Origin of the sequence: Methylobacterium tarhaniae, assembly GCF_001043955.1 — a bacterium.
In the GTDB taxonomy this organism is placed as follows: Bacteria; Pseudomonadota; Alphaproteobacteria; order Rhizobiales; family Beijerinckiaceae; genus Methylobacterium; species Methylobacterium tarhaniae.
In genome coordinates this window covers 23,878-44,361 of the sequence record NZ_LABZ01000058.1, presented here as the reverse complement: position 1 = coordinate 44,361, position 20,484 = coordinate 23,878, and the positions used below count along the sequence as shown (strand labels likewise).

Here is a 20,484-nt window from a genome sequence, read left to right as displayed (position 1 = left end):
GGGTGGGAGCCGCCGCATTGCTCATGCGGCGATGAACTCGTTCCACTTGCGCACCATGTAGGTGTTCTCGTCCATCACCGAGTTCCAGCAGGCGACGGCGCCCATGCGGCTCTCGAACGAGCCGCCGTCACGCACCGCGCCGGCCTTCTCCATGATGGTGCCGTCCGGGGCCTTGATGTCCTTCTCGGCCGGCTTGCCCTCCATCCAGAATGCCCATTCGTAGGGCTCCATGTGAGCCTTTGCCGTTTCCAGCACCGCCGAATAGTAGCCCTGGCGATTCAAATAGGCACCGGCCCAGCCCGACAGGAACCAATTGATGAAATCGTAGGCAGCGTCGAGCTTCTTTCCGGTCAGGGTCTTGGGCAGGCCGAAGCCGGTGGCCCAGGCGCGGTAGCCTTCCTTCAGCGGCTGGTAGGTGCAGGCGACGCCCTGCGAGCGCACCTTAGTGACGGCGGGCGACCACATCGACTGGATCACCGTCTCGCCCGACGCCATCAGGTTCACGGATTCGTTGAAATCCTGCCAGAAGGCGCGGAACTGGCCGGCGCGCTTGGCCTCGATCAGCACCTTCATGGTGCGGTCGATCTCCGCCTTCGTCATGTTGCCCTTGTCGGGATAGGTGTAGTCGCCGGTCGCCTCCACCACCATCGCGGCGTCCATGATGCCGATCGACGGGATGTTGAGGATCGAGGCCTTGCCCTTGAACTCGGGGTTCAGCAGTTCCTTCCACGAGGTGATCGGGCGCTTGATCAGGTCGGGCCGGATGCCGAGGGTGTCGGCGTTGTAGGTGGTCGGGATCAGGGTGATCCACTCGGTCGGCGAGGCGGCGAACTTGGTCGAGTTCTGGCCTTCGAGGTAGAACACCTTCTTGGGCGCCGTGCCCTGGTCGCCGATCTTCTTCCCCCCGACCTCACCCTTGGTGAAGACCGGGGTGATCTTGTCGGCATTCTTGATCCGCCGCGCATCCATGCCGACGAGGTTGCCCGACGGCATCAGCTTCTTGAGGCTGAAATACTCGGAATCGACGATGTCGAACGAGTTCGGCTGGGTGACGACGCGCTTCGAGACTTCGTCGGTCACGACCGGGATGTACTCGATCGTGATGCCGAGATCCTCCTTCACCTTGCGGGCGATGTCGCCGCTCTGGTTCACGGCGGTGCCGAGATAGCGAAGCGTCACCGGCTCGGCGGCGATGATCGCCGGGAAGCCGGTGATCACGCCGGAGCCGGCGGCGAGGCCGGCCGCGGCGCCGGCCCCTTGCAGCAGCGTGCGGCGCGACAGGCGGGGTGTCTTCGTGTCGGTCATCGCAAAGTCTCCCTTTTCGACATCGTCAGGCGTCGAGGCGGTGGGCCTCGCCGGCCGGCCAGCCCACCCGCACAGTGTCTCCGAGGGCGAGTGGGCTTGCCGCAAAGGCGTGGTCGCTCAGGATCGCGGTCAGCGGCGCACCGCCTTCGGCCGCGAGGTCCGGCGCCTCCAGGCTCACATGGACGGTGCTGCCCTGGTACTCGACCGCGACCACGCGGGCGCTTCCGGCCTCCGGGCCGGCCTCAGGCCCGAGCCGCATCCGGTCGGCGCGTACTGCGATGCGCCGGTCGGGCAGCGCGATGACGTTGTGGCCGCCGATGAAGCGGGCGACGAAGGCGGTGGCCGGGCGCTCGAACACCGTGCGGGGGTCCGCCGCCTGCTCGATGCGGCCGCCATTCATCACCACCACCAAGTCGGAGAGGGCCATCGCTTCCTCCTGGCTGTGGGTGACGTGCACGAAGGTGATGCCGAGCTCAGATTGCAGCCGCTTCAGCTCGGTGCGCATCCGCACCCGCAGGAACGGATCGAGGGCCGAGAGCGGCTCGTCGAGGAGCAGCACCTTCGGCCCGGTGACGAGGGCGCGGGCGAGCGCGACGCGCTGCTGCTGGCCGCCCGAGAGCTGCGCCGGCAGGCGGCCGGCGAGCTTGTCCATCTGGACCAGCGCCAGCATCGCCTCGGCGCGCTTCTGGCGCTCGGCCTTCGCCACCCCCCGCATCTTGAGCCCGAAGGCGACGTTGTCGCGGCAGGTGAGGTGGGGGAACAGCGCGTAGCTCTGGAACATCATGGCGGTGCCGCGCTGCGCCGGCGGCAGGTCGCCGACCGCCTTCGGGCCGATCACCACGTCGCCCGAGGAGACCGTCTCGTGGCCGGCGATCATCCGCAGCGTCGTGGTCTTGCCGCAACCGGACGGCCCGAGCAGGCAGCAATACGAGCCCGAGCGGATCTTCAGGTTGATCCCATCGACCGCGACGGTGTCGCCGTAGCGCTTGGTCAGGCTGACGAGTTCGATGTCCACGCGCTCTCCCCTCGCGGCTCTCGTTGCGGGAGGGCAAAGCAAGGCGCGGGCCAGGGCTACCGGGCCGGGCCGCGCGGCGCGGTCCGGCAACGCCCGCGATTCCTGGCCGCGATTCCTGGCCGCGAGCCTGTTGCAATGCGCCGGGCGATCCGCTATCCCCCCGCTCGTCTTCGGCGCACCACGAACCGCCCGGCCACGAGGCCGCGGGCGGGACGAGCGGCGCCGACGGGCCGTTGTAGCTCAGTGGTAGAGCGCATCATTGGTAATGATGAGGTCGGGAGTTCAATCCTCCCCAGCGGCACCATCCACCACAGTGAAAGTCTTGAATTTCGCTCGGTGTGTCTGAAGGCTGTTCGATCCCGATCGGGAGGGCAGCGCGGCACCGGCGCGCCGTTGTAGCTCAGTGGTAGAGCGCATCATTGGTAATGATGAGGTCGGGAGTTCAATCCTCCCCAGCGGCACCATTCTTCTCTTCAGAGCGATCTTCTGAAAATCTTGCTTCCTGATCTGGGCCGGCCAGCGATCGCTGCCAGCCATTCAGCCCGGTCGGCAGGCCCTGCGCGGATGACATCGCGGGTCGTGGCGGTATCCTACCTCCGCCCGCGTTCAAGCTACCGTCATATGCCGGAGATCCGCATCCGAGGAGAGATGCTCCGACGCGCCGAGGATCTCGACGGCGACGATCCGTCCGTCGGCATCAAAGTCAAGGATCAGGCCCGGGCGAACCTCTTCGCTCCCCACCACGGGGGCGTCGGCAAAACGCACGTACAGCGCGTCTGTCTCTGCATCATGCCGTGATTTCACGGGAACCGTCTCCGGTCACGGTCGAGGAAGGCGGTGACGATGTGTGCACCTCCATCGGTCGGCACGTATACGGCTCGCAGTACACGTCCGTCGCGCTCCGGTACCGAGCGATAGGCGCGGATGCGCTCTGCATGTTTCGGGTCCGGGGCAGTGATATCCATTCGCCTTGCATCGATGAACGGTCCCGGCATCCATGCTGCGCTTGAGGGGGATGGCCGAGCGCGGACCATCTGGCCGACCCGCGGGGCAGCCCAGGCCACGCCGAACGAACCGAGGCACGACCGATCCGTCGACATCCCCGGTCTCGCTCATAAATTGTTAACCATCGCGGTTCAGTGAGCCAGCGATGTACTCACAGCTTCGCCACCACGGCTGGCGTCCGCTCGAGGCGGTCGGCCATATCGCGCTCTGGATCACCCTCTTGGCGGTCGGCCTCGCCTGCACGGGAGCCGACCTTCTCGGCGGCTGGGAGCAGGCCGGCCGGCTCCTCACCGGCAGGGGCTGATCCTTCCGGAAGTCGTGGTCGCACACCTGAAGGACGACGCCGGGGCCCAACATCGCTCCATCGTCGATTCTCAGATGTGGGCGGCCCGAGATCCGCAGCGAGGGAGCACGCCGCCGCGGCGCGGCAGTATTCCCGTCCTGCATCGTCTTGCTGCGGCGGCGTCCGCCGGCCGCATTGCACGCCGCATGCTTCCGCCTCGTTCGTGAGACCCGCGACTTCACTGGTCGGGTACGGTCTCGAAACCATCCGGGTTGCATCCTCGGGCTCAGCTGCTAAGCTTGGCCGTGTCAGCCTGCACGCCGCACGGTTTGCCGGGCCGCCTCGCTGCCCGAACACGGGTGGCGCCACACGTCTCCCGCGCCGCCGGCCGGCGGCGCCGGCATCGACCGCGCCGCGCATCGTGATCCCCGGACGCGGGCGAGGCCCTTATCCATCCGGACGCGGCTCCCGCGTCTCGCGGCCACGTCGCCCGTCGCTCCCGCCTCGGGCTCTTCGCGCGTGGCTGCACCAGCCGAAGGATCCGACGCGATGATCGATCACCGCCGCCGCCTCCTGAGCCGCGCCGCTCTCACAGACGAGGGCCGCATCACCGTCCGGCGCGAGCCGGACCGGGCCTGGCCCGGCGACCACAGCCGGCTCTGCGCCCTGGAGAATGACGGCCACCTGCTGTTCCTCGGTGAGGAGCCCGGCCCGTCGCCCGGCAGCGCCTCGGCCGAGTGGCGCATCACCGCGCAGGGCCGGGAGGCGTTGCGGGACGCCTGAGGGCCGCCCGCTGCCGCAAGGGCTTCGGTGCCGCAAGGGCTTAGGGCCGCACCGGCGCTTCAAAACCGGCCTGTTCGAGCCTACACTCGGAAGAAGGAAGGGCCACGGCCCGGACAGGCCGCCGAGGTGAGCGATGGACTATGTCTGCGACGTCACGGGCGGGAAGACCTGGTTCCAGATCGAGACCGAGGCGGAAGCGATCCAGGAATCGGCCCTGATGGGCCACGCCGTCGAGAAGCACTTCCGCCAGGCGCAAGCGCGCGCCGAGGCCTCCTACGTGCCGCCCTCCGGGCCTTTCATCGAGCAGCAGATCGGCCTCAAGGCTCACCTGCGCCGGACCATGCCGCGCTTCTTCACCCTGCGGGATGCGGAGGGCAACGGGCTCGCCACCGCCATGGTGCCGTGGGGAGCGGGCTGCCCGATCATCGTCGGTATCGGCAATCGCGATCCATACGTCGAACATGCCGAGGCGATCCGGGTGCTGGCTGCGCATCTCGGCCTCCCGCTCGAGCGCGGCCGCTGCTACCCCTACGGGCGATGACCTCTCCTCGCGCGGCCCGTCATGCGGCCGTCATGCGGCTCGGTGTCATGCGGCTTCCGATCGATCGCTTCAGGCGCTCCTGTCGGATCGCATTTGCGATGCGGAAATCGGCATCGCTCAGGCGCCGCGCGGGCCGGTGACACGGTTTCCGGAAGGAATTTTCCGGAAACCGCATCATGCGGCCTGGGTCCGGGCCGCGAGCGGCACCGCGATCAGGCAGGCGAGGCCCCCCGCCGCGTAGTCGAGCCGGACCTCTCCGGCGAGTTCCCGTTCCAGGCTGGTGCGGATCAGCCGCGTGCCGAAGCCGGTCCGGGCCGGCGGCACGACCGCGGGACCGCCGCTCTCGCGCCAGCGCAGGGAGAGGGTCTCGGACCCGGCCTGCCACGCCACCCTCCACTCCACCGCCACCTGCCCCGTCTCGACCGAGAGCGCACCGTACTTCGCCGCGTTGGTGGCGAGTTCGTGGATCGCCATCCCGAGGGGCAGGGCCACCGCGGGAGTGAGGGACACCGGCGGCCCGTCGAGGCGGATGCGGTCGGCCCGCCCGGCGGCATAGGGCTCCAGCTCCGCCGACAGGATGCCGCGCAGGCCCGCCCCCTCCCAGTGGTTGGCGGTCAGCACGTTGTGGGTCTGGGACATCGCCAGCAGCCGGGCCTCGAAGCTCCCGGTGAAGTCGGCGAGGGAGGCGGCGCTGCGGGCGGTCTGGCGGGCCATCGACTGGACGGTGGCGAGCGTGTTCTTCACCCGATGGTTCAGCTCGTGGATCAGCAGCTCCTGGCGGGCATCCGCCGCCCGGCGCTCCGCCTCCTGCCGCCGCAAGGCGTCGGCGGCGGAGGTCAGGGCGTGGCTGATGGCCTGCGCCTCCCGCACGGCGGAGGCCGGTATGGCTGCCGGCTCGCCCCGGCCGAGGGCGGAGGCGGCGATCGCGAGGCGGCGCAGGGGCCGGGCGAGCAGGCCGGCGGCGAACCAGCCGATGCCGGCCGCCACCGTGGCGACGACGAGGCCCCAGAGCAGGATCTGCCGGCGGAGGTCCGACACCGCCGCGAAGGCGGTGCCGGCATCCTGGCGCACCAGCACGGTCCAGCCGAGGCCCGGGAAGTCGCGGTAGCCCCGGCTCGGCCGGTAGCCGGTGAGGTAGCGCCGCCCGTCCGGCCAGATCTCCGCCGCGGTGCCCGAGCGGCCCGCCCGGGCGGCGGCGATGCTCGGCAGGTCCGCCGGCAGGTCCGCCGGCAGGCCTGTGCGGCGCAAATGCTCGGGGCCGAGCAGCACCGTGCCGTCCCGGGCGACCACCAGGGGGGTCAGGTCGCGCTGGCCGGCCGCGGATTCGCGCAGCGACGCCTCGGCCGCCCGGGACCAGGCCCAGTCGAGATGGCCGGAGACCACCCCGACGAGGTGGCCGTCATCGTCCCGGACCGGGGCGGCGATGTCGAGCACCCGCGGCAGGTCGGCCGGATCGCGGTTCGGCTTCAGGGTGGCGAGCAGCAGGGCGTCGTGCACGTCGCCCACGAAGGGGCCGTCACGGCCCCTGGTGAAGTAGTCCCGATGCGCGACGTCGATCCCCTCCAGGGCGCTGGTGCTCGTCGCCGCGACCCGGCCGTTCGCATCGATCAGCCCGATGATGGCGTAGTCGGGATAGGTTTCCTGCGCCCGTCGCAGCACGCGGCGCTTGCGCTCGACCGGAACGGCCGGATCCCGGATCGTGTCGTTCTCGGCCAGGATCACCATGTCGCGCCAGCGCTCGAACAGGCCGCGGTCGAGCCGGCCGGCCATGGTCCTGGCGAGGTCGCCGAGCTCGGCCTCGATGCGCGCCTCGAGCCGGTCGCTGGCCACCCGGGACGCCACCAGGGCGAGCACCAGGGTCGCCACCAGGCCCGCGGTCCCGAGACCGAGGGCCAGGAAGACGCGGAGCGGCGGCTGGGGCAAGGGGGCGATCCGGGTCCTGGCGGCGAGGGCGGCGGACGGCATGGCTCCGTCCGGCTGCAGGCCGATCCTACCCGAAAGCCATCGCCGCGAGAAAGCCGCGCGTCCGGACTCTTCGCGGCACCGTCAATCCAGTCCCGGCTCGATCATCGCCCGGACCTTGGCGGCGAAGGCATCGATGGCGAAGGGCTTGGTGATCATCCGCATGCCTGGCGAGAGGTGGCCGTTGCCGAAGGCGGCGTTCTCGGCATAGCCGGTGATGAACAGCACCCGCAGCCCCGGCCGCGCCGCCAGGGCCTCGTCGATCATCCGGCGGCCGTTGAGGCCAGGCAGGCCGACATCGGTGACGACGAGGTCGATCCGCCCGGGCGCTTCGAGGAGGCGCAGGCCGGTCGGCCCGTCGGGCGCCTCGATCACCCGGTAGCCGAGCTCGGTCAGGGTCTCGCCGATCAACGCCCGGACGGTGGCGTCGTCCTCCACCACCAGCACCGTCTCGCCGTGCTCGGCCCGCGGCACCGGCAGGCCCGTCTGCGGCGCGGGCTCGTCGGCGATCCGTCCGCGGTGGCGCGGCAGGTAGAGCTTGACCGTCGTGCCGGCGCCGACCTCGGAATAGATCCGCACGTGCCCGTCCGACTGCTTGGCGAAGCCGTAGATCATCGACAGCCCCAAGCCCGTCCCCTCGCCCATGGGCTTCGTCGTGAAGAACGGGTCGAAGGCGCGGGCGATCACCTCCGGCGGCATGCCGGACCCGGTGTCGCTGACGCAGATGCAGACATACTGGCCCGCCCGCACGCCGATCTCGCTCGACACGTAGGAATCGTCGAGATGGGCGTTGGCGGTCTCGATGGTGAGACGCCCGCCCTCCGGCATCGCGTCGCGGGCGTTGATGGCGAGGTTGAGGATCGCGTTCTCGAGCTGGTTGGGGTCGCAGAGCGTCAGCCACAGGCCGCCCGCCACCACCACCTCCAGCTGCACCCGCTCGCCCAAGGTCCGGCGCAGGAGCTCGTCCATCGAGCTCACCAGCCGGTTGACGTCGACCGCCCGCGCTTCGAGCGGCTGGCGCCGGGCGAAGGCGAGGAGCCGGTGGGTGAGCGCTGCCGCGCGCTGGGCCGAGGCCATGGCGAGGCCCGCATAGCGGGTGAGGTTCTGCGTACGGCCCTCGTTGATGCGAGCCTGCATCAGGTCGAGGGAGCCGACGATGCCGGTGAGCAGGTTGTTGAAGTCGTGGGCGATGCCCCCCGTCAGCTGGCCCACCGCCTCCATCTTCTGCGACTGGCGCAGGGCTTCCTCGATCCGGGCACGCTCCTCGATCTCGGCGGTCAGGCGCGCATTGGCCTCGGCGAGGGCCGCGGTGCGGTCGGCCACCTCCGCCTCCAGCGCCTCGCGGCGTTGCGCCAGGGTCTCGCGGGCCCGGACCTGGTCGTCGATGTCGGTGCAGGTGCCGAACCAGCGCTCGATCGCCCCGGTGGCGGGATCGCGGATCGGCATCGCCCGGCCCAGCACCCAGCGATAGACCCCGTCGTGCCGGCGCAGGCGGTACTCGATCTCGTAGAGCTCGCCGGTGGCGAGCGAGTGGCGCCAGCGCCGCCAGGCCTCCGGCTGCTCGTCGGGGTGGAAGATCGCGTTCCAGCCCTCGCCGTCGGTCGAGCCTTCCGGCATGCCGGTGAACTCGTACCAGCGGGTGTTGTAGTAGTCGTGATAGCCGTCCGGCAGGGTCGACCACACCATCTGGGGCAGCGATTCGGCGATGGCCCGGAACTTCAGGGCGCTGTCGGCGAGCGCCGCCCGCGCCTCCTTGTCGGCGGTGACGTCGACGCCGAGGAAGTGCAGGTCGGCGACCGCACCGTCCGGCCCGCGATGGGGCACGTAGCGCACCAGGGCATGGCGCCCGTCGGCATCGGGATGGGGTGATTCGAACGAGACGGTCTCGCCCGCGAAGGCCCGGGCGAGCAGCGGCTGCCGCGCGGCGTAGAACGCCTCGCCGACGATCGCCCGCAAGGGGCGCCCGACGACCTCGTGCGGCGCGAAGCCGAACCAGCGCGCGAAATTGCCGTTGGCGAAGCGGCAGACCTCGTCGCGATCGAGGGCGGCGATCAGGGCGGGGGCGGCCTCGGTGATGCTGCGCAGGTCGTCCCGGTCGGCCCGGGCCTCGGCGAGCGCGCGGGCGAGGCGAAGGTCCCGCGCCGCCTGCCGGGCGAGGGCGGCGAGCCCTTCGGCCTCGCGCACCGTCAGCCCCTCCGGCCGCGCCTCCGGATCGAGCACGCACAGGGTGCCGAAGGGCCGTCCGTCCAGGCCCGGCAGCGCGATGCCGGCGTAGAACCGCAGGGCGGGCGGACCGGTCACGGCAGACAGATCGGCGGTGCGCCGGTCCCGCGTCAGGTCCGGGACGACGAGGGCGGCGGCGCCGGCGAGATGACCGAGCGCCGCCACATCCCGCGGGGAGAGCCCGGGCGGGACGAGCCCGGACAACGGCGCGCCCGGCCGATGGACCAGCGCGAAGGCGCTGCCGCAGACCGCGCGGGCGAGGCTGGCGATGTCTGTGAGGTCCGGTCCCGGGTCGCCGGCCGGTTCCATCTGTCCGCTCGCGTCGTGGCTGCTCATGGCTGATCGTTGCGGCCCGTCTCCGCCGGACCCTGAGGAACCGCAGCGGATAGACGGAGCGATACTCCGCAGGCAACCGCCAAGACGGCGCAGGGTTTCCGGAATGTGCCCGGGCTGCGACGCGGGCGACCGCCTGCGGCGTGATGACCGCACCCGTCCGGGTTGCGGACACCGCGCCGAATCGGTAACCTGTTGATTATGTTGTAGTTTTCAAAAGTTCTAATCTGAGAGCGATCAGCGGGAGCGATCCGGCGGCGCTCCGCGAACCGGGTGCCTCAGTCACAGCATGATCGTCTGTTCCTGCAACGTGCTCTCCGACGGCCAAGTGCGCGCCTGCCTCAATCCCGGCCCGGCCTGCCCGCGCACGCCCGCCCAGGTCTATGCCTGCCTCGGCTGCAGCCCGAAATGCGGGCGCTGCGCCCGCACGATCCGGGGCATCCTCAACCGGGCGCTCGCCGACGCGCACGCGGCCTGCACCACCACCTGCGGCTCGGCCTGCACGCTGAAGGAATTGAAGGAGGAGGCCGCGTGAGGCGGCCCTGCCCGGTCGAAGCACGGACAGCGCCCGATCGCGTTGCGATCGGGCGCTGCGCCAGGTCCTCGCTCGTGAAGCATCGTCTGCGACGAATCGATGTCGGCTTCGTCGGAGCGTGCTCTCGGGGTGGCTGGCAGGATCTCGGGTCGCGTGATCCGGGGATCACATGACCTCCGGGATCACATGACCCCCGGGATCAGAGGGCCTCGGGCTCGATCTTCTCCAGGCCGCCGATGTGGCGCTGGGCGTAGAGCGGCAGGCCGACCTGGCGGATCAGCTCGAGCTGGGTCTCCAGGAAGTCGATATGGCCTTCCTCGTCGGCGGCCAGGGCCTCGAAGAGCTGCTTCGACACGCGGTCGTTGATCGAGTCGCAGTACTTCGCGGCCTCGAGGTAGAGGCTGCGCGCCTCGACCTCGGCGGCGAGGTCGCACTCGATGATCTCCTGGACGTTCTGCCCGATCCGCAGCGGGTCCAGCTCCTGCAGGTTCGGGAAGCCCTCGAGGAACAGGATCCGATCGACGAAGCGATCGGCGTGGTTCATCTCCTCGATCGATTCCTTGCGCCAGAACTTGGCGAGATCGACGTAACCCCAGTCGTTCAGCATCCGGAAATGGAGCCAGTACTGGCTCACTGCGGTCAGCTCGCTGCGCAGGCCGCGGTTGAGGTACTCGATGACCTTGGCGTCACCCTTCATCGCTCGATCTCCCGTGTCGATCGTCCATGGGGCCGGGCGGGTGCCGGCCCAACCGGGGCCCTAGCTAGCAGCGAACGTGCCGCAGGGCCACAGGAGGCAGGATCTAACTCAAGACCTAACTTAACGGCCGCCGCCTGCGAAGGTCACACGTCGAGGCAGGCGAAGGCGTCGAGGTCGAGGGCGTGGCCGGCCCGGTCGCGCTTGGCCGTCAGGTAGCGGATGTTCTCCGGCGTGATCCGGCCGAACGCCCGCTGGGTCTCGACCACGGTGAGTCCGGCGGCCTCCAGGCTCGCGGCCTTCTCGGGGTTGTTGCTGAGCAGCCGGACCCGGGTGACGCCGAGCGCCTTCAGCATCGCGGCCGCGAAGTCGAACCGGCGCTGGTCGAGGCCGAAGCCGAGGGCCTCGTCGGCCTCGTAGGTGTCGAGCCCGCGCGCCTGCAGGTCATAGGCGCGGATCTTGTTGGCGAGTCCATTCCCGCGGCCCTCCTGGTCGAGATAGAGCACGATGCCGCCGCCATGCTGCGCCATCCAGCCGGCGGTGCCGCGGAGCTGGTCGCCGCAATCGCATTTGAGCGAGCCGAACAGGTCGCCGGTCAGGCAGGCCGAATGCAGCCGCACCGCCACCGGCTCGGACAGGTCCGGCCGGCCGACCACCACCGCCACCTGGTCGCGCAGGCCCTCGCCGCCGCGGAAGACCACGAACTCGCTGTCCGGCGCGCTCGCGAGCGGCACCGGCGCCCGGCTGACCGGCCGCAACGCCGCCGCCTGCCGGCCCGGATAGGCCGCGACCGCCTCCGCCCCGACCGCGAGGGTGCCGGGAGGCATAGCCTCGCCCGGCACCACCAGGACGGCCGGCAGCACCTGCGCGAGCGCCATCAGCGCGAGGGCCGCCTCGTCGCCGGACGAGACCGGCGCCACGGGCGCGTCGATCCGCCCGTCGAGGCGCAGGGCCAGGACCTCGACCCGCGCGGGGTCGATCACCGGCAGGGCGACCGCACCGGCCTCTTGCCGGTCGACGAGGCCCAGGCGGCGCAGGCGCGGCGCCGGCAGGACGAGGCGCGCGCCGGTTCCCGCGAGTGCCGTCAGGGCGGCCGCCGCGTCCCCGTCGAGGGCCTCGACCGACAGCGCCAGTACCGGGTCCGCGCCGCGCAACGCGACCGGCCGGCCGGCGCGGACCTCCGCCAGCGCCCGCTCGACCTCGATCTGCTGCTGGATCTGTTCGCGGCCCGCGGCCGGGTCTAGACTGTGACTCTGCATCGTGACCGACATCATCGACCTTGAGAGAGATGGCCCCGGCGCGGTCGCGACGGGCCGGGAACCGTGAGGAAGAACCGGTGAAAGAGCAGGGCCACGGTTCGACGCCGGAGGACATGTGGGGCTTCCTGCCCCGCTTCGCCGCGAATCCCTCCATCAACCTTTCGCGATTGTCCAGATTATCCATACATCCCGGGAGTGAGGCCGCATGACGCCGCCGCGCCACTACGCGCCGTCCCAGAAGGTGCTGCACTGGGTCATCGCCGCCCTGATCTTCGCCCTGGTGCCGATCGCGCTCACCATGGCCAACCTGCCGGACGGATCCCTGAAGAACGCGCTCTACGAGTGGCACAAGTCGTTCGGCCTCACCGTGCTGGCGCTGGCGCTGGCGCGCCTCCTGGTGCGGGCCGCCCGCGGGGCTCCGCCGCTGGTGGCCGGCCTGCCGGCCTGGCAGCGCCGGGCGGCCCATGCCTCGCATCTCGCGCTCTACCTCCTGATCGTGCTGGTGCCGATCCTCGGCTGGGCCGGCACCTCGGCCTGCTGCGCGCCGGTGATGCTGTATTTCACGGTTCCCCTCACCCTGCCGATCTCCGGCGGCATGCCGGTGGGCGAGGCGATCCTCCGGGTGCACCAGGTCGCGGCCTTCACGCTGGTCGCCCTGGTGGGGCTGCACGTGGCGGCGGCCCTGCACCATCACCTCGTGCGGCGGGACGGGACCTTGCGGCGGATGTGGCCCGGGCGGGCCGCGGGGTGAGCGACCGGTCCCGTCCGGGCTTGCGCGAAGCGGCCGTGCCGGGGGCCTATCCGGGCGGGACCGCCAGCAGATCCCGGTGCCCGATCACCGCCCCGGTGCCCGGCCTCCGCCGCGCCGCCTGCCAGGACGCCGCCTCCGCCGCCGCGACCCGCCCGGTCTCCGCGGCCGCCCGCGCCGCGCCCTCGGCGAGCGGGTGCAGCAGCGCCGCCTCGTCCGGCCCGAGGCGCCAGGGGCTGGCGGCGGTCTCGACCGCGTAGCCGTGGCCCCGGAACGCCTTCGCCAGGGCGTCGGTCGCGCCCGGGCCGGCGGCCGGCCCGAACCCCTTGTCGCCGGCCTGGTGGGCCAGGAAGGCGGCATGGATCGCGGCATCCGAGGGGTGGGGCGGGGTCCAGCGTTCCTGCCCGTCATAGGTGAGGGCGGTGTAGAACACGGCGCCGATGCCGGCGACCGCCCGCGCGACGGCGGCGATCCAGGCCTCCGAAGCGAGATCGAACAGGGCCGCCGCCGTGACGAGGTCGGGGCCCCCTGCCAGGGCCGCCGCCGGATCGGCCGCGAGGTCGAGGGCGCGACACCGTACGGCGATCCGCGCGCCGCCCCGATGCAGGATCAGGTCGTCCCCGGCCTCCTCGGCTCGCTCGGCCCAGGCCGCGAGGCGCGAGCGCGCGGCGGCGAGGAGCGTGGGATCGTGGTCGACGAGCACCCAGTCCTGCCGGAGGCCGAGATGGGGCGCCAGCGCGCGCAGGTTCGAGCCGGTGCCGCAGCCGAGATCGACCACCCGCAGCGGCGACGGCAGCGCGCGTGCGAGGGCGGCGACGAGGTCCGCGTCCCGGGCGGCGTGGTCGGCGGGCTCGCGCAGGGCGAGCCAGTCGGGGCTGAAGCCGCTCATGCTGTCCTCACGATGGCATCGTCACGGGAATCGTCACGGGAATCGTCAGGGCGGCGGCGACCGCCGCGGCGGTGTCGGGCCAGTCCGGCAGGCGCTGCCCCGCCGCCCAGGACGCGGCGGCAGCCGCGGCGCGGCGGGCCGGATCGGCGATCAGGTCGCGCAAGGCGGCGGCAAGGGCCGGCGCGTCGCCCGGCGGCACCGCGAGCCCGGCCCCCGCCGGCACCGTCTCGGCGGCGGCGCCCCCCAGGGTGGCGACGAGGGGCAGGCCCCGCGCCAGGGCTTCGGCGAGCGCCATGCCGTAGCCCTCGAACAGGGAAGCCGAGACCGCGAGGTCGGCCCCGGCATGGAGCCGGTCCAGGGCCTCCGCCGTCACCGCGCCCGCGAGGGCGACGCGGTCCTGGAGATCCGCCGCGGCGATGGCGGCGCGCAGGGCGGCGGCGCAGTCCGGCGCCCGGTCGAGGCTGCCCGCGATGGTGAGCGACCAGTCGAGGTCGGCCAGCGTCGCCAGCGCCCGCACCAGCACGTCGTAGCCCTTGCGCGGCGTCACCGCGCCGACCGCGAGGAGGCGGGCCTGCGGACCCGGCCGCGGCGACACCCGGCCGGCGGGCGGCGTGCCCGGCTCCGCGACGGTGATCCGCTCCGGCGGCACGCCGAACTCGGCCGCGAGCATCCGGGCGGTGTAGCGGCTCGTCGCGACGACGCGGTGGGCCAGCGCCAGGGCCGCCCGCTCGCCCGCGACCAGGGCCGCCGCCCGCTCCGGCGCGAGGCCGGTCTCGTAGCCGAGGGGGTGGTGCACCAGGACCGCCATCGGGCGCCCGGCGGCGCGGATCAGGGCGGGCGGCAGCGCCCCGTAGGCGAGGCCGTCGACGAGGAGGCCCGCATCGGTCGGCACCCCCGCCAGCGCCGCTTGCGTGCGGGCGAGGTCGTCGGGCTCGGGGTCCGGAAACCCGCCGGGCAGCGCCAGATGCGTCGCCGCGACCCCTCTCGCCGGCAGGTGGTGCAGGAGCTGGCGGGCATAGGCGTAGCCCCCGGTCGGCGCCGCGAGGTCGCCCGGGACGGCGAGGACGAGGCGCATCAGGCGGGCGGCGCCTCGAACCAGGCCCGCGCCAGATGCGATTCGTGCAGGGTCACGCGCAGCCGGCTCACGCCCTCGCCGCCGGGGCCGAGATCGCCGGCCCGCGTGGCGGCCGCCATCGCGGCGTGGATGTGCCCGCACAGAAACTCGGTGGTGGTGTTCTGCCCGGAGAAGTCCGGCAGGTCGTCGAGGTTGCGGTAGTTGAGCGGTGCCAGGATCGCCTTCAGCGCCTCGCTCGCCCGCCCGATATCGACCACCACCCCGTCCGGGGTCAGGCTCTCGCGGAAGAACGCCACGTCGACCACGAAGGTCGCCCCGTGCAGGCCTTGCGCGGGCCCGAACAGCTCCCCCCGGAAGCTGTGGGCGATCATCACGTGGTCGCGGACCTCGACGGCGTACATGGGTGGTTTCCTCACGGGCATCGTCCGACGAAATGGGCACCGGTTCGTCGAAGGAAATACGGCAGAACCAAAGATCGAGGCCGGCGCCCGATCGGGCGCCGTTCTCAGCATCATTCGCCGAAGCGGTCACCGGTTCGGCGGTGAAAATGATGCAGAAGCAGGAACTAAGCAGGGTTGGCAGGCAACTCCGCTTAGTACCGGATCACGGTGCACAGGCCCGGCGCACCGGGGGCCAGCAGGCGGGCCAGGGCGGTGGGCAGGGCCTCGAAGGCGACCTCCTCGGTGAGGAGGGCGTCGAGGCGGTCGTCGCGGAGCAGGTCGAGGGCCTTGGCGAGGCGCCGCCGGTGGCTCCAGCGCGGGCGGCGCGAGGCCGCCACCGCCCCGACCTGGCTGGCGACGAGTCGCAGGCGCCGGGCGTGGAAGGCGAGGCCCAGCGGTGCCGCGACGGGATCGGTGCCGTACCAGCTCAGCTCCACGATTGCCGCTTCCTCGCCGGCGAGCGACAGGGCGAGCGCCAGCCCGGCCGCGCTGGCGCTGGCGTGGAAGACGATGTCGGCCTCGCGGGGCGCCGCCTCCGGCAGGGCGAAGGCGAGGCCCAGGGCCCGCGCCGTCCCGGCCCGGGCGGGGTCGCGGTCGATCAGGCAGACCTCCGCTCCCGGCAGGCCGGCGCAGAGATGGGCGACGAGGAGCCCGACCACGCCGCCGCCGACCACCGCGATCCGGTCCCCCGGCCCGGCGCCCGAATCCCACAGGGCGTTGAGCGCCGTCTCCATGTTGGCGGCGAGCACGGCGCGACGCGGCGGCAGGCCCTCCGGCAGCGGGCAGAGCGCCGCCCGGGGGGCGTTGAACGCCTCCTGATGCGGCTGGAGCGCGAAGACCCGCTCGCCCGCCTCCGTCTCGGCGACGGCGCAGTAGCCGTACTTGACCGGAAAGGAGAAGTCGCCGGCCTGCGCCGGCGCCCGCATCCGCTCGGCGACCGCCTCGGGCACGCGCCCTTCGAAGACCAGCCGCTCGGTGCCACGGCTCAGGCCCGTCCACAGGGTGCGCGCCCGCACCTCGTCCGGGCCGGGGGCCGGCAGGCGCTCTTGCCGCAGCTCCGCTTGGCCGGCTGCGCTATACCAGAGCGCCCGCACGGCGTCCGCCGTGCCGCTCCCGGATGCCTGACGATGCCGCAAACCGACTCCTCGGTGGTCACCCTCGCGGAGGGGCCCGCCCGCGCTCCTCTCACGACGCCGACGGGCCTGCAAGCCTGCGCCACCCTGCGTCGCCGTCGCCTCCTGGTGCTCGGGCTCGCCCTCGCGACCATCCTGGCCTTCGCGGCGTCCCTCTGGGTCGTCCTGGCGCAGGACGGGATCGACGGGCTCGACCTCGCGCTCCTCGCCTGCGGCCTCGCCACCCTGCCCTGGACGGTGCTGGGTTTCTGGAACGCCGCGATCGGCTTCCTGCTCCTGCGGGCCGGCCGCGTCGGCCTGATGGCGGCCGCACCGCAGGCCGCGGCAGGGGAGGGGGAGGCGCCGCTCCACCTGACCACCGCCGTGGTGATGACCCTGCGCAACGAGGATCCGGCCCGGGCCCTCGCCCGCCTCGCCCTGGTGCGCGAGAGCCTGGCGCGCACCGGCCACGGGGCCGCCTTCCGCTACCACGTGCTGAGCGACAGCGACGATCCCCGCGTGATCCGGGCCGAGGAGGAGTGGGTGGCGGCCTGGCGCGCCGGGCTGCCCGACGCGGAGGCCGCCCGGATCCGGTACCGCCGGCGCCGCGACAATGCCGGCTACAAGGCCGGCAACCTGCAGGATTTCTGCGCCGGCAGCGACGCCGACCTGATGCTGCCCCTCGACGCCGACAGCCTGATGACGGGCGAAGCGATCCTGCGCCTCGTGCGGATCATGCAGGCGCATCCGCGCCTCGGCATCCTGCAGAGCCTGGCGGTCGGCGCGCCGGCCTCGAGCGCCTTCGCCCGGCTGTTCCAGTTCGGCATGCGCCACGGCATGCTGCCCTACACCCTCGGCGCCGCCTGGTGGGGGGCCGAGTGCGGCCCGTTCTGGGGCCACAACGCGGTTGTGCGCATCGCCCCCTTCGCCGCGCATGGCCGGCTGCCCGAATTGCGGGGCGGCGGGGCGGTGCTGTCGCACGACCAGGTCGAGGCGGTGCTGATGCGCCGGGCCGGCTACGAGGTCCGGGTGCTGCCGATCGAGGAGGGCAGCTTCGAGGACAACCCGCCGACGCTCCTCGACCACCTCACCCGCGACGCCCGCTGGTGCCGCGGCAACATGCAGTACCTGCGCCTGCCGGCGATGCCCGGGCTCCTGCCGATGAGCCGGTTCCAGCTCGCCTGGGCGGTGATGATGTTCCTCAACCCGCCCGCCCTGACGCTGGCCCTCCTGCTCCTCCCCTGGCGCGCCGCGACGCAAGGCGGCCCGGCGGCTGGTGCCGCCGGGCTCTACCTCGTCTGGCTCCTGCTCTCCCTCGCCCCGAAGCTCGCCGGCTACGCCGCCGTGCTGGCGGACGGGCGAGCCCGGGCCGCCCATGGCGGGGCCGTGCGCTTCCTCGCCGGCATGGCGGCGGAGATCGCGGCCTCGTTCCTGCTGCTCGGCGCCTCGTCGGTGCGGCTCACGGCGGTGCTGATCGGGCTCCTGACCGGCCGCGCCGGGCTGTGGACGGCGCAGGACCGGGACGCGCGGGGCGTGCGCTGGGGCGAGGCCGCCAGAGCCCTCTGCGGCGTCACGCTGTTCGGGCTCCTCGTCTGCGGGGCGCTCGCCCTCGTCTCGCCGGCGCTCCTCGCCTGGAGCCTGCCGCTCACCCTCGGCAGCCTGCTGGCGGTGCCGTTCTGCGTCCTCACGGCGGCGCCGGAGGTGGGGCGCGCCATGGTCCGGGCCGGGCTCTGCGCGACGCGGGAGGAGATCGCACCGCCGTGGGAGATCGCGCGGCTGGAGGAGGGGAAGGCCGGCGTCGGGGTGACGTCAGGGCGGTGAGGCGATGGCCGAGCATCGCCGCGCCGCCCCGCGGCCGGCCTGCCGGACCGACCCTGCGGAGGAGCGCCGAGGGGGCGTGGTTCGACGCCCATCCGGGCTTGCCGCAGCACCTCCGGACGGGCTCGTCCGGAGGTGCTGCGGCACCGGATCATCCGTTCGCCGGACGTGCGGGACCGTCACTTCCTCAGCGGCGGCACGCCCTTCGTGGTGAAGCGCTGCCCGCCGCCCGCGGGACGCACGGGCCGCTGCGGGCCCCGCCCCTTGGCGGCACCCGGCTTCGCGCCCAGGCCGGTTCCCGGCGGCTGCGAGAACGGCACGAGCTGGTCCGGCCGCGGCCCGATGAGGTCGGCGCGGCCCATCGCCCGCAACGCCTCGCGCAGCAGGGGCCAGTTCTCGGGGTCGTGGTAGCGCAGGAACGCCTTGTGCAGCCGCCGCTGCCGCATTCCCTTGATCGCCTCGACCGATTCGCTGCCGCCGCGCCGCACGCCCCGCAGCGGGTTGATCTCGGTGTGGTACATCGCCGTGGCGGTCGCCATCGGCGAGGGCAGGAAGGTCTGGACCTGGTCGGCCCGGTAGCGGTTCTTCTTGAGCCACAGCGCGAGGTGCATCATGTCCTCGTCGGTCGTGCCCGGATGCGCCGCGATGAAGTACGGGATCAGGTAGTACTTCTTGCCGGCCTCCTTGGCCGCCGCCTCGAACATCTCCTTGAAGCGGTCGTAGGCGCCGATACCCGGCTTCATCATCTTGTCGAGCGGCCCGCGCTCGGTATGCTCGGGCGCGATCTTCAGGTAGCCGCCGACATGGTGGGTGACGAGTTCCTTGACGTATTCGGGGCTCTTCACCGCCAGGTCGTAGCGCACGCCGGAGGCGACCATCACCTTCTTGACGCCCTTCACCTCGCGGACCTTGCGGTAGAGCCGGATCAGGTCGTCGTGCGAGGTGTTGAGGTTCGGGCAGATGTCCGGGAAGACGCAGGACGGCAGCCGGCACGCCGCCTCGATCTTCGGATCCTTGCAGGCCATCCGGTACATGTTGGCGGTCGGCCCGCCGATATCCGAGATCACGCCGGTGAAGCCCGGGGTCTTGTCGCGGATCCGCTCGATCTCGCGCAGGATCGAGCCTTCCGAGCGGTTCTGGATCACCCGGCCCTCGTGCTCGGTGATCGAGCAGAAGGTGCAGCCGCCGAAGCAGCCGCGCATGATCGTCACCGAGAACTTGATCATGTCCCAGGCGGGGATCTTGGCGTCGCCGTAGGACGGATGGGGGGCGCGGGCGTAAGGAAGGTCGTAGACCGCGTCCATCTCCTCGCTGGAGAGCGGGATCGGCGGCGGATTCACCCACAGGTCGCGGTCGCCGTGGCGCTGCACCAGCGGGCGCGCATTGCCCGGATTGGCCTCCCGGTGCAGGACGCGCGAGGCGCGGGCATAGGCCTCCTTGTCGTCCTTGACCTGCTCGTAGGCGGGGAGCCGGATCACGGTGTCGCCGGGCCGGCGGGTGGCGGCCTCGTCGGCGGAATCGAGGTCGTCGGCGGGCAGCTCGGTGTAATGCTCGGGCACCCGGCGGAACAGGGCGACGCCCCGGATCGAATCGAGGTCGTGCGGCGCCTCGCCGGCGGCCATCCGGTTCGCCACCTCGACCACGGCGCGCTCGGCATTGCCGTAGATGAGCAGGTCCGCCTTGGCGTCCGCCAGGATCGACCGGCGCACCTTGTCGGACCAGTAATCGTAGTGGGCGATGCGGCGCAACGACGCCTCGATGCCGCCGAGCACGATCGGCACGTCCTTGTAGGCCTCGCGGCAGCGCTGCGTGTAGACGATGGTGCAGCGGTCCGGGCGCTTTCCGCCTTCGCCGCCCGCCGTGTAGGCGTCGTCGTGGCGCAGGCGGCGGTCCGCCGTGTAGCGGTTCACCATCGAATCGAGGTTGCCGCCGGTGACGCCGAAGAACAGCCTCGGCTTGCCGAGCGCCTTGAACGGCTCCGCCGACTGCCAGTCGGGCTGCGCGATGATGCCGACCCGGAACCCCTGTGCCTCGAGCAGCCGGCCGATGATGGCCATGCCGAAGCTCGGATGGTCCACGTAGGCGTCGCCCGTCACCAGCACGATGTCGCAGGACTCCCACCCGAGCGCCGCCATCTCGGCGCGGCTCATGGGCAGGAACGGCGCCGCCTTTCGGGCAAGCGGCGGCTTGCAGGCCAGAGGCTTGCAGGCCTGGGGAGCCACGGATCGGTCGGCGAGAGCTTGGAGTTCCATGGCGCCGATGCATAGTCCGCGACGACCGCGAGATCAACGAACCGCGAGATCAACGGATGGCGAGGTGGCGGCAGTCTCCGTCTTGTCGAAACGGCTAAGCCTCGCGGCCGGCCCGGGCCGAAAGCGGAACCCGGACACGAGCCGGGACGCGGACATTCCCGTATGCGCCGGTCCCGGTCGCTCGGCCCGTCCGATCTCCTGCTCCGAATCGG

General features: G+C 72.1%; 18 protein-coding genes and 2 tRNA genes. 8 read left to right on the top strand and 12 right to left on the bottom strand.

Annotation, left to right across the window (positions count from 1 at the left end; all coding sequences use genetic code 11):
- Positions 1-21: 21 nt before the first annotated feature.
- The gene (locus VQ03_RS09510; RefSeq protein ID WP_048450634.1) at positions 22-1,305 is read right to left on the bottom strand and encodes an ABC transporter substrate-binding protein; all 1,284 of its coding nucleotides are present in this window, start codon (positions 1,303-1,305) and stop codon (positions 22-24) included.
- 25 nt (positions 1,306-1,330) lie between these two features.
- A complete protein-coding gene (locus VQ03_RS09505) occupies positions 1,331-2,320 on the bottom strand; it encodes an ABC transporter ATP-binding protein (RefSeq protein ID WP_048450633.1) in 990 nt (329 codons plus the stop codon).
- Between the two features lie 229 nt (positions 2,321-2,549).
- On the opposite strand from VQ03_RS09505, the gene VQ03_RS09500 reads away from it, so the two are divergent.
- Both VQ03_RS09500 and VQ03_RS09495 read left to right on the top strand, forming a co-directional pair.
- Positions 2,550-2,624: transfer RNA gene (locus VQ03_RS09500), tRNA-Thr, on the top strand.
- A gap of 85 nt (positions 2,625-2,709) precedes the next feature.
- Positions 2,710-2,784, top strand: a tRNA-Thr gene (locus VQ03_RS09495).
- A 142-nt stretch (positions 2,785-2,926) separates the two neighbouring features.
- Here VQ03_RS09495 and VQ03_RS31735 read toward each other — a convergent pair.
- Positions 2,927-3,124: a DUF2283 domain-containing protein gene (locus tag VQ03_RS31735; protein WP_083467884.1), complete on the bottom strand. Its 198-nt coding sequence runs from the start codon at positions 3,122-3,124 to the stop codon at positions 2,927-2,929.
- Between the two features lie 346 nt (positions 3,125-3,470).
- Here VQ03_RS31735 and VQ03_RS32930 point away from each other — a divergent pair, with 346 nt between their 5' ends.
- The 3 genes from VQ03_RS32930 to VQ03_RS09485 all read left to right on the top strand — a co-directional run bounded on the left by VQ03_RS32930 (position 3,471) and on the right by VQ03_RS09485 (position 4,932).
- Positions 3,471-3,629, top strand: a complete 159-nt coding sequence (locus VQ03_RS32930; protein WP_157064044.1) for a hypothetical protein — start codon at positions 3,471-3,473, stop codon at positions 3,627-3,629.
- 528 nt (positions 3,630-4,157) lie between these two features.
- Complete coding sequence (locus VQ03_RS09490; RefSeq protein WP_048450632.1) at positions 4,158-4,391, top strand: hypothetical protein; 234 nt, start codon at positions 4,158-4,160, stop codon at positions 4,389-4,391.
- A gap of 133 nt (positions 4,392-4,524) precedes the next feature.
- A complete protein-coding gene (locus VQ03_RS09485; protein WP_048450631.1) occupies positions 4,525-4,932 on the top strand; it encodes a hypothetical protein in 408 nt (135 codons plus the stop codon).
- Positions 4,933-5,106: 174 nt separating this feature from the next.
- Here the strand turns inward: VQ03_RS09485 and VQ03_RS09480 are convergent, their stop codons facing one another.
- Positions 5,107-6,897 carry a sensor histidine kinase gene (locus VQ03_RS09480; protein WP_048450630.1) on the bottom strand — a complete coding sequence of 597 codons (1,791 nt, stop codon included), beginning with the start codon at positions 6,895-6,897 and terminating at the stop codon, positions 5,107-5,109.
- A gap of 81 nt (positions 6,898-6,978) precedes the next feature.
- A complete protein-coding gene (locus VQ03_RS09475) occupies positions 6,979-9,453 on the bottom strand; it encodes a hybrid sensor histidine kinase/response regulator (protein ID WP_053078477.1) in 2,475 nt (824 codons plus the stop codon).
- Between the two features lie 286 nt (positions 9,454-9,739).
- Between VQ03_RS09475 and VQ03_RS09470 the strand changes: the two genes are divergently transcribed.
- Complete coding sequence (locus VQ03_RS09470) at positions 9,740-9,985, top strand: (2Fe-2S)-binding protein (RefSeq protein WP_048450629.1); 246 nt, start codon at positions 9,740-9,742, stop codon at positions 9,983-9,985.
- A gap of 199 nt (positions 9,986-10,184) precedes the next feature.
- On the opposite strand, the gene bfr is transcribed toward VQ03_RS09470, so the two are convergent.
- Together bfr and ribA are read right to left on the bottom strand one after the other, a co-directional pair.
- Positions 10,185-10,682 (bottom strand): bacterioferritin, encoded by a 498-nt coding sequence (gene bfr / locus VQ03_RS09465; RefSeq protein WP_048450628.1) that lies wholly within the window; start codon positions 10,680-10,682, stop codon positions 10,185-10,187.
- Positions 10,683-10,825: 143 nt separating this feature from the next.
- Positions 10,826-11,938, bottom strand: coding sequence for a GTP cyclohydrolase II RibA (ribA, locus tag VQ03_RS09460; protein WP_048450639.1), 1,113 nt, complete (start codon positions 11,936-11,938; stop codon positions 10,826-10,828).
- A 205-nt stretch (positions 11,939-12,143) separates the two neighbouring features.
- Between ribA and VQ03_RS09455 the strand changes: the two genes are divergently transcribed.
- Positions 12,144-12,689 (top strand): cytochrome b, encoded by a 546-nt coding sequence (locus VQ03_RS09455; protein ID WP_048450627.1) that lies wholly within the window; start codon positions 12,144-12,146, stop codon positions 12,687-12,689.
- A 46-nt stretch (positions 12,690-12,735) separates the two neighbouring features.
- Here the strand turns inward: VQ03_RS09455 and VQ03_RS09450 are convergent, their stop codons facing one another.
- The 4 genes from VQ03_RS09450 to VQ03_RS09435 all read right to left on the bottom strand — a co-directional run bounded on the left by VQ03_RS09450 (position 12,736) and on the right by VQ03_RS09435 (position 16,145).
- On the bottom strand, positions 12,736-13,575 hold the full coding sequence (locus tag VQ03_RS09450; protein ID WP_048450626.1) for a methyltransferase domain-containing protein: 840 nt from the start codon (positions 13,573-13,575) through the stop codon (positions 12,736-12,738).
- A gap of 7 nt (positions 13,576-13,582) precedes the next feature.
- Entirely contained in the window at positions 13,583-14,650 is a 1,068-nt protein-coding gene (locus VQ03_RS09445) for a glycosyltransferase family 4 protein (protein ID WP_048450625.1), read from the bottom strand.
- Positions 14,650-15,051, bottom strand: a complete 402-nt coding sequence (locus VQ03_RS09440) for a 6-pyruvoyl trahydropterin synthase family protein (RefSeq protein ID WP_048450624.1) — start codon at positions 15,049-15,051, stop codon at positions 14,650-14,652. Before VQ03_RS09440 ends, VQ03_RS09445 begins: the two co-directional genes overlap by 1 nt.
- 191 nt (positions 15,052-15,242) lie before the next feature.
- Positions 15,243-16,145 (bottom strand): zinc-dependent alcohol dehydrogenase, encoded by a 903-nt coding sequence (locus VQ03_RS09435; RefSeq protein ID WP_245292020.1) that lies wholly within the window; start codon positions 16,143-16,145, stop codon positions 15,243-15,245.
- Positions 16,146-16,217: 72 nt separating this feature from the next.
- On the opposite strand from VQ03_RS09435, the gene mdoH reads away from it, so the two are divergent.
- The gene (gene mdoH, locus VQ03_RS09430) at positions 16,218-18,023 is read left to right on the top strand and encodes a glucans biosynthesis glucosyltransferase MdoH (protein ID WP_048450623.1); all 1,806 of its coding nucleotides are present in this window, start codon (positions 16,218-16,220) and stop codon (positions 18,021-18,023) included.
- Positions 18,024-18,199: 176 nt separating this feature from the next.
- Here mdoH and VQ03_RS09425 read toward each other — a convergent pair whose 3' ends face one another.
- On the bottom strand, positions 18,200-20,272 hold the full coding sequence (locus VQ03_RS09425) for a YgiQ family radical SAM protein (protein ID WP_048450622.1): 2,073 nt from the start codon (positions 20,270-20,272) through the stop codon (positions 18,200-18,202).
- Positions 20,273-20,484 lie beyond the last annotated feature (212 nt).

Excerpts from the sequence above, each read along its gene's own strand:
- VQ03_RS09510 (WP_048450634.1), bottom strand. The coding sequence starts at position 1,305 with ATGACCGACACGAAGACACCCCGCCTGTCGCGCCGCACGCTGCTGCAA.
- VQ03_RS32930 (WP_157064044.1), top strand. The coding sequence starts at position 3,471 with ATGTACTCACAGCTTCGCCACCACGGCTGGCGTCCGCTCGAGGCGGTC.
- VQ03_RS09490 (WP_048450632.1), top strand. The coding sequence starts at position 4,158 with ATGATCGATCACCGCCGCCGCCTCCTGAGCCGCGCCGCTCTCACAGAC.
- VQ03_RS09485 (WP_048450631.1), top strand. The coding sequence starts at position 4,525 with ATGGACTATGTCTGCGACGTCACGGGCGGGAAGACCTGGTTCCAGATC.
- VQ03_RS09480 (WP_048450630.1), bottom strand. The coding sequence starts at position 6,897 with ATGCCGTCCGCCGCCCTCGCCGCCAGGACCCGGATCGCCCCCTTGCCC.
- VQ03_RS09475 (WP_053078477.1), bottom strand. The coding sequence starts at position 9,453 with ATGAGCAGCCACGACGCGAGCGGACAGATGGAACCGGCCGGCGACCCG.
- VQ03_RS09470 (WP_048450629.1), top strand. The coding sequence starts at position 9,740 with ATGATCGTCTGTTCCTGCAACGTGCTCTCCGACGGCCAAGTGCGCGCC.
- bfr (WP_048450628.1), bottom strand. The coding sequence starts at position 10,682 with ATGAAGGGTGACGCCAAGGTCATCGAGTACCTCAACCGCGGCCTGCGC.
- ribA (WP_048450639.1), bottom strand. The coding sequence starts at position 11,938 with ATGCAGAGTCACAGTCTAGACCCGGCCGCGGGCCGCGAACAGATCCAG.
- VQ03_RS09455 (WP_048450627.1), top strand. The coding sequence starts at position 12,144 with ATGACGCCGCCGCGCCACTACGCGCCGTCCCAGAAGGTGCTGCACTGG.
- VQ03_RS09450 (WP_048450626.1), bottom strand. The coding sequence starts at position 13,575 with ATGAGCGGCTTCAGCCCCGACTGGCTCGCCCTGCGCGAGCCCGCCGAC.
- VQ03_RS09445 (WP_048450625.1), bottom strand. The coding sequence starts at position 14,650 with ATGCGCCTCGTCCTCGCCGTCCCGGGCGACCTCGCGGCGCCGACCGGG.
- VQ03_RS09440 (WP_048450624.1), bottom strand. The coding sequence starts at position 15,051 with ATGTACGCCGTCGAGGTCCGCGACCACGTGATGATCGCCCACAGCTTC.
- mdoH (WP_048450623.1), top strand. The coding sequence starts at position 16,218 with ATGCCGCAAACCGACTCCTCGGTGGTCACCCTCGCGGAGGGGCCCGCC.
- VQ03_RS09425 (WP_048450622.1), bottom strand. The coding sequence starts at position 20,272 with ATGGAACTCCAAGCTCTCGCCGACCGATCCGTGGCTCCCCAGGCCTGC.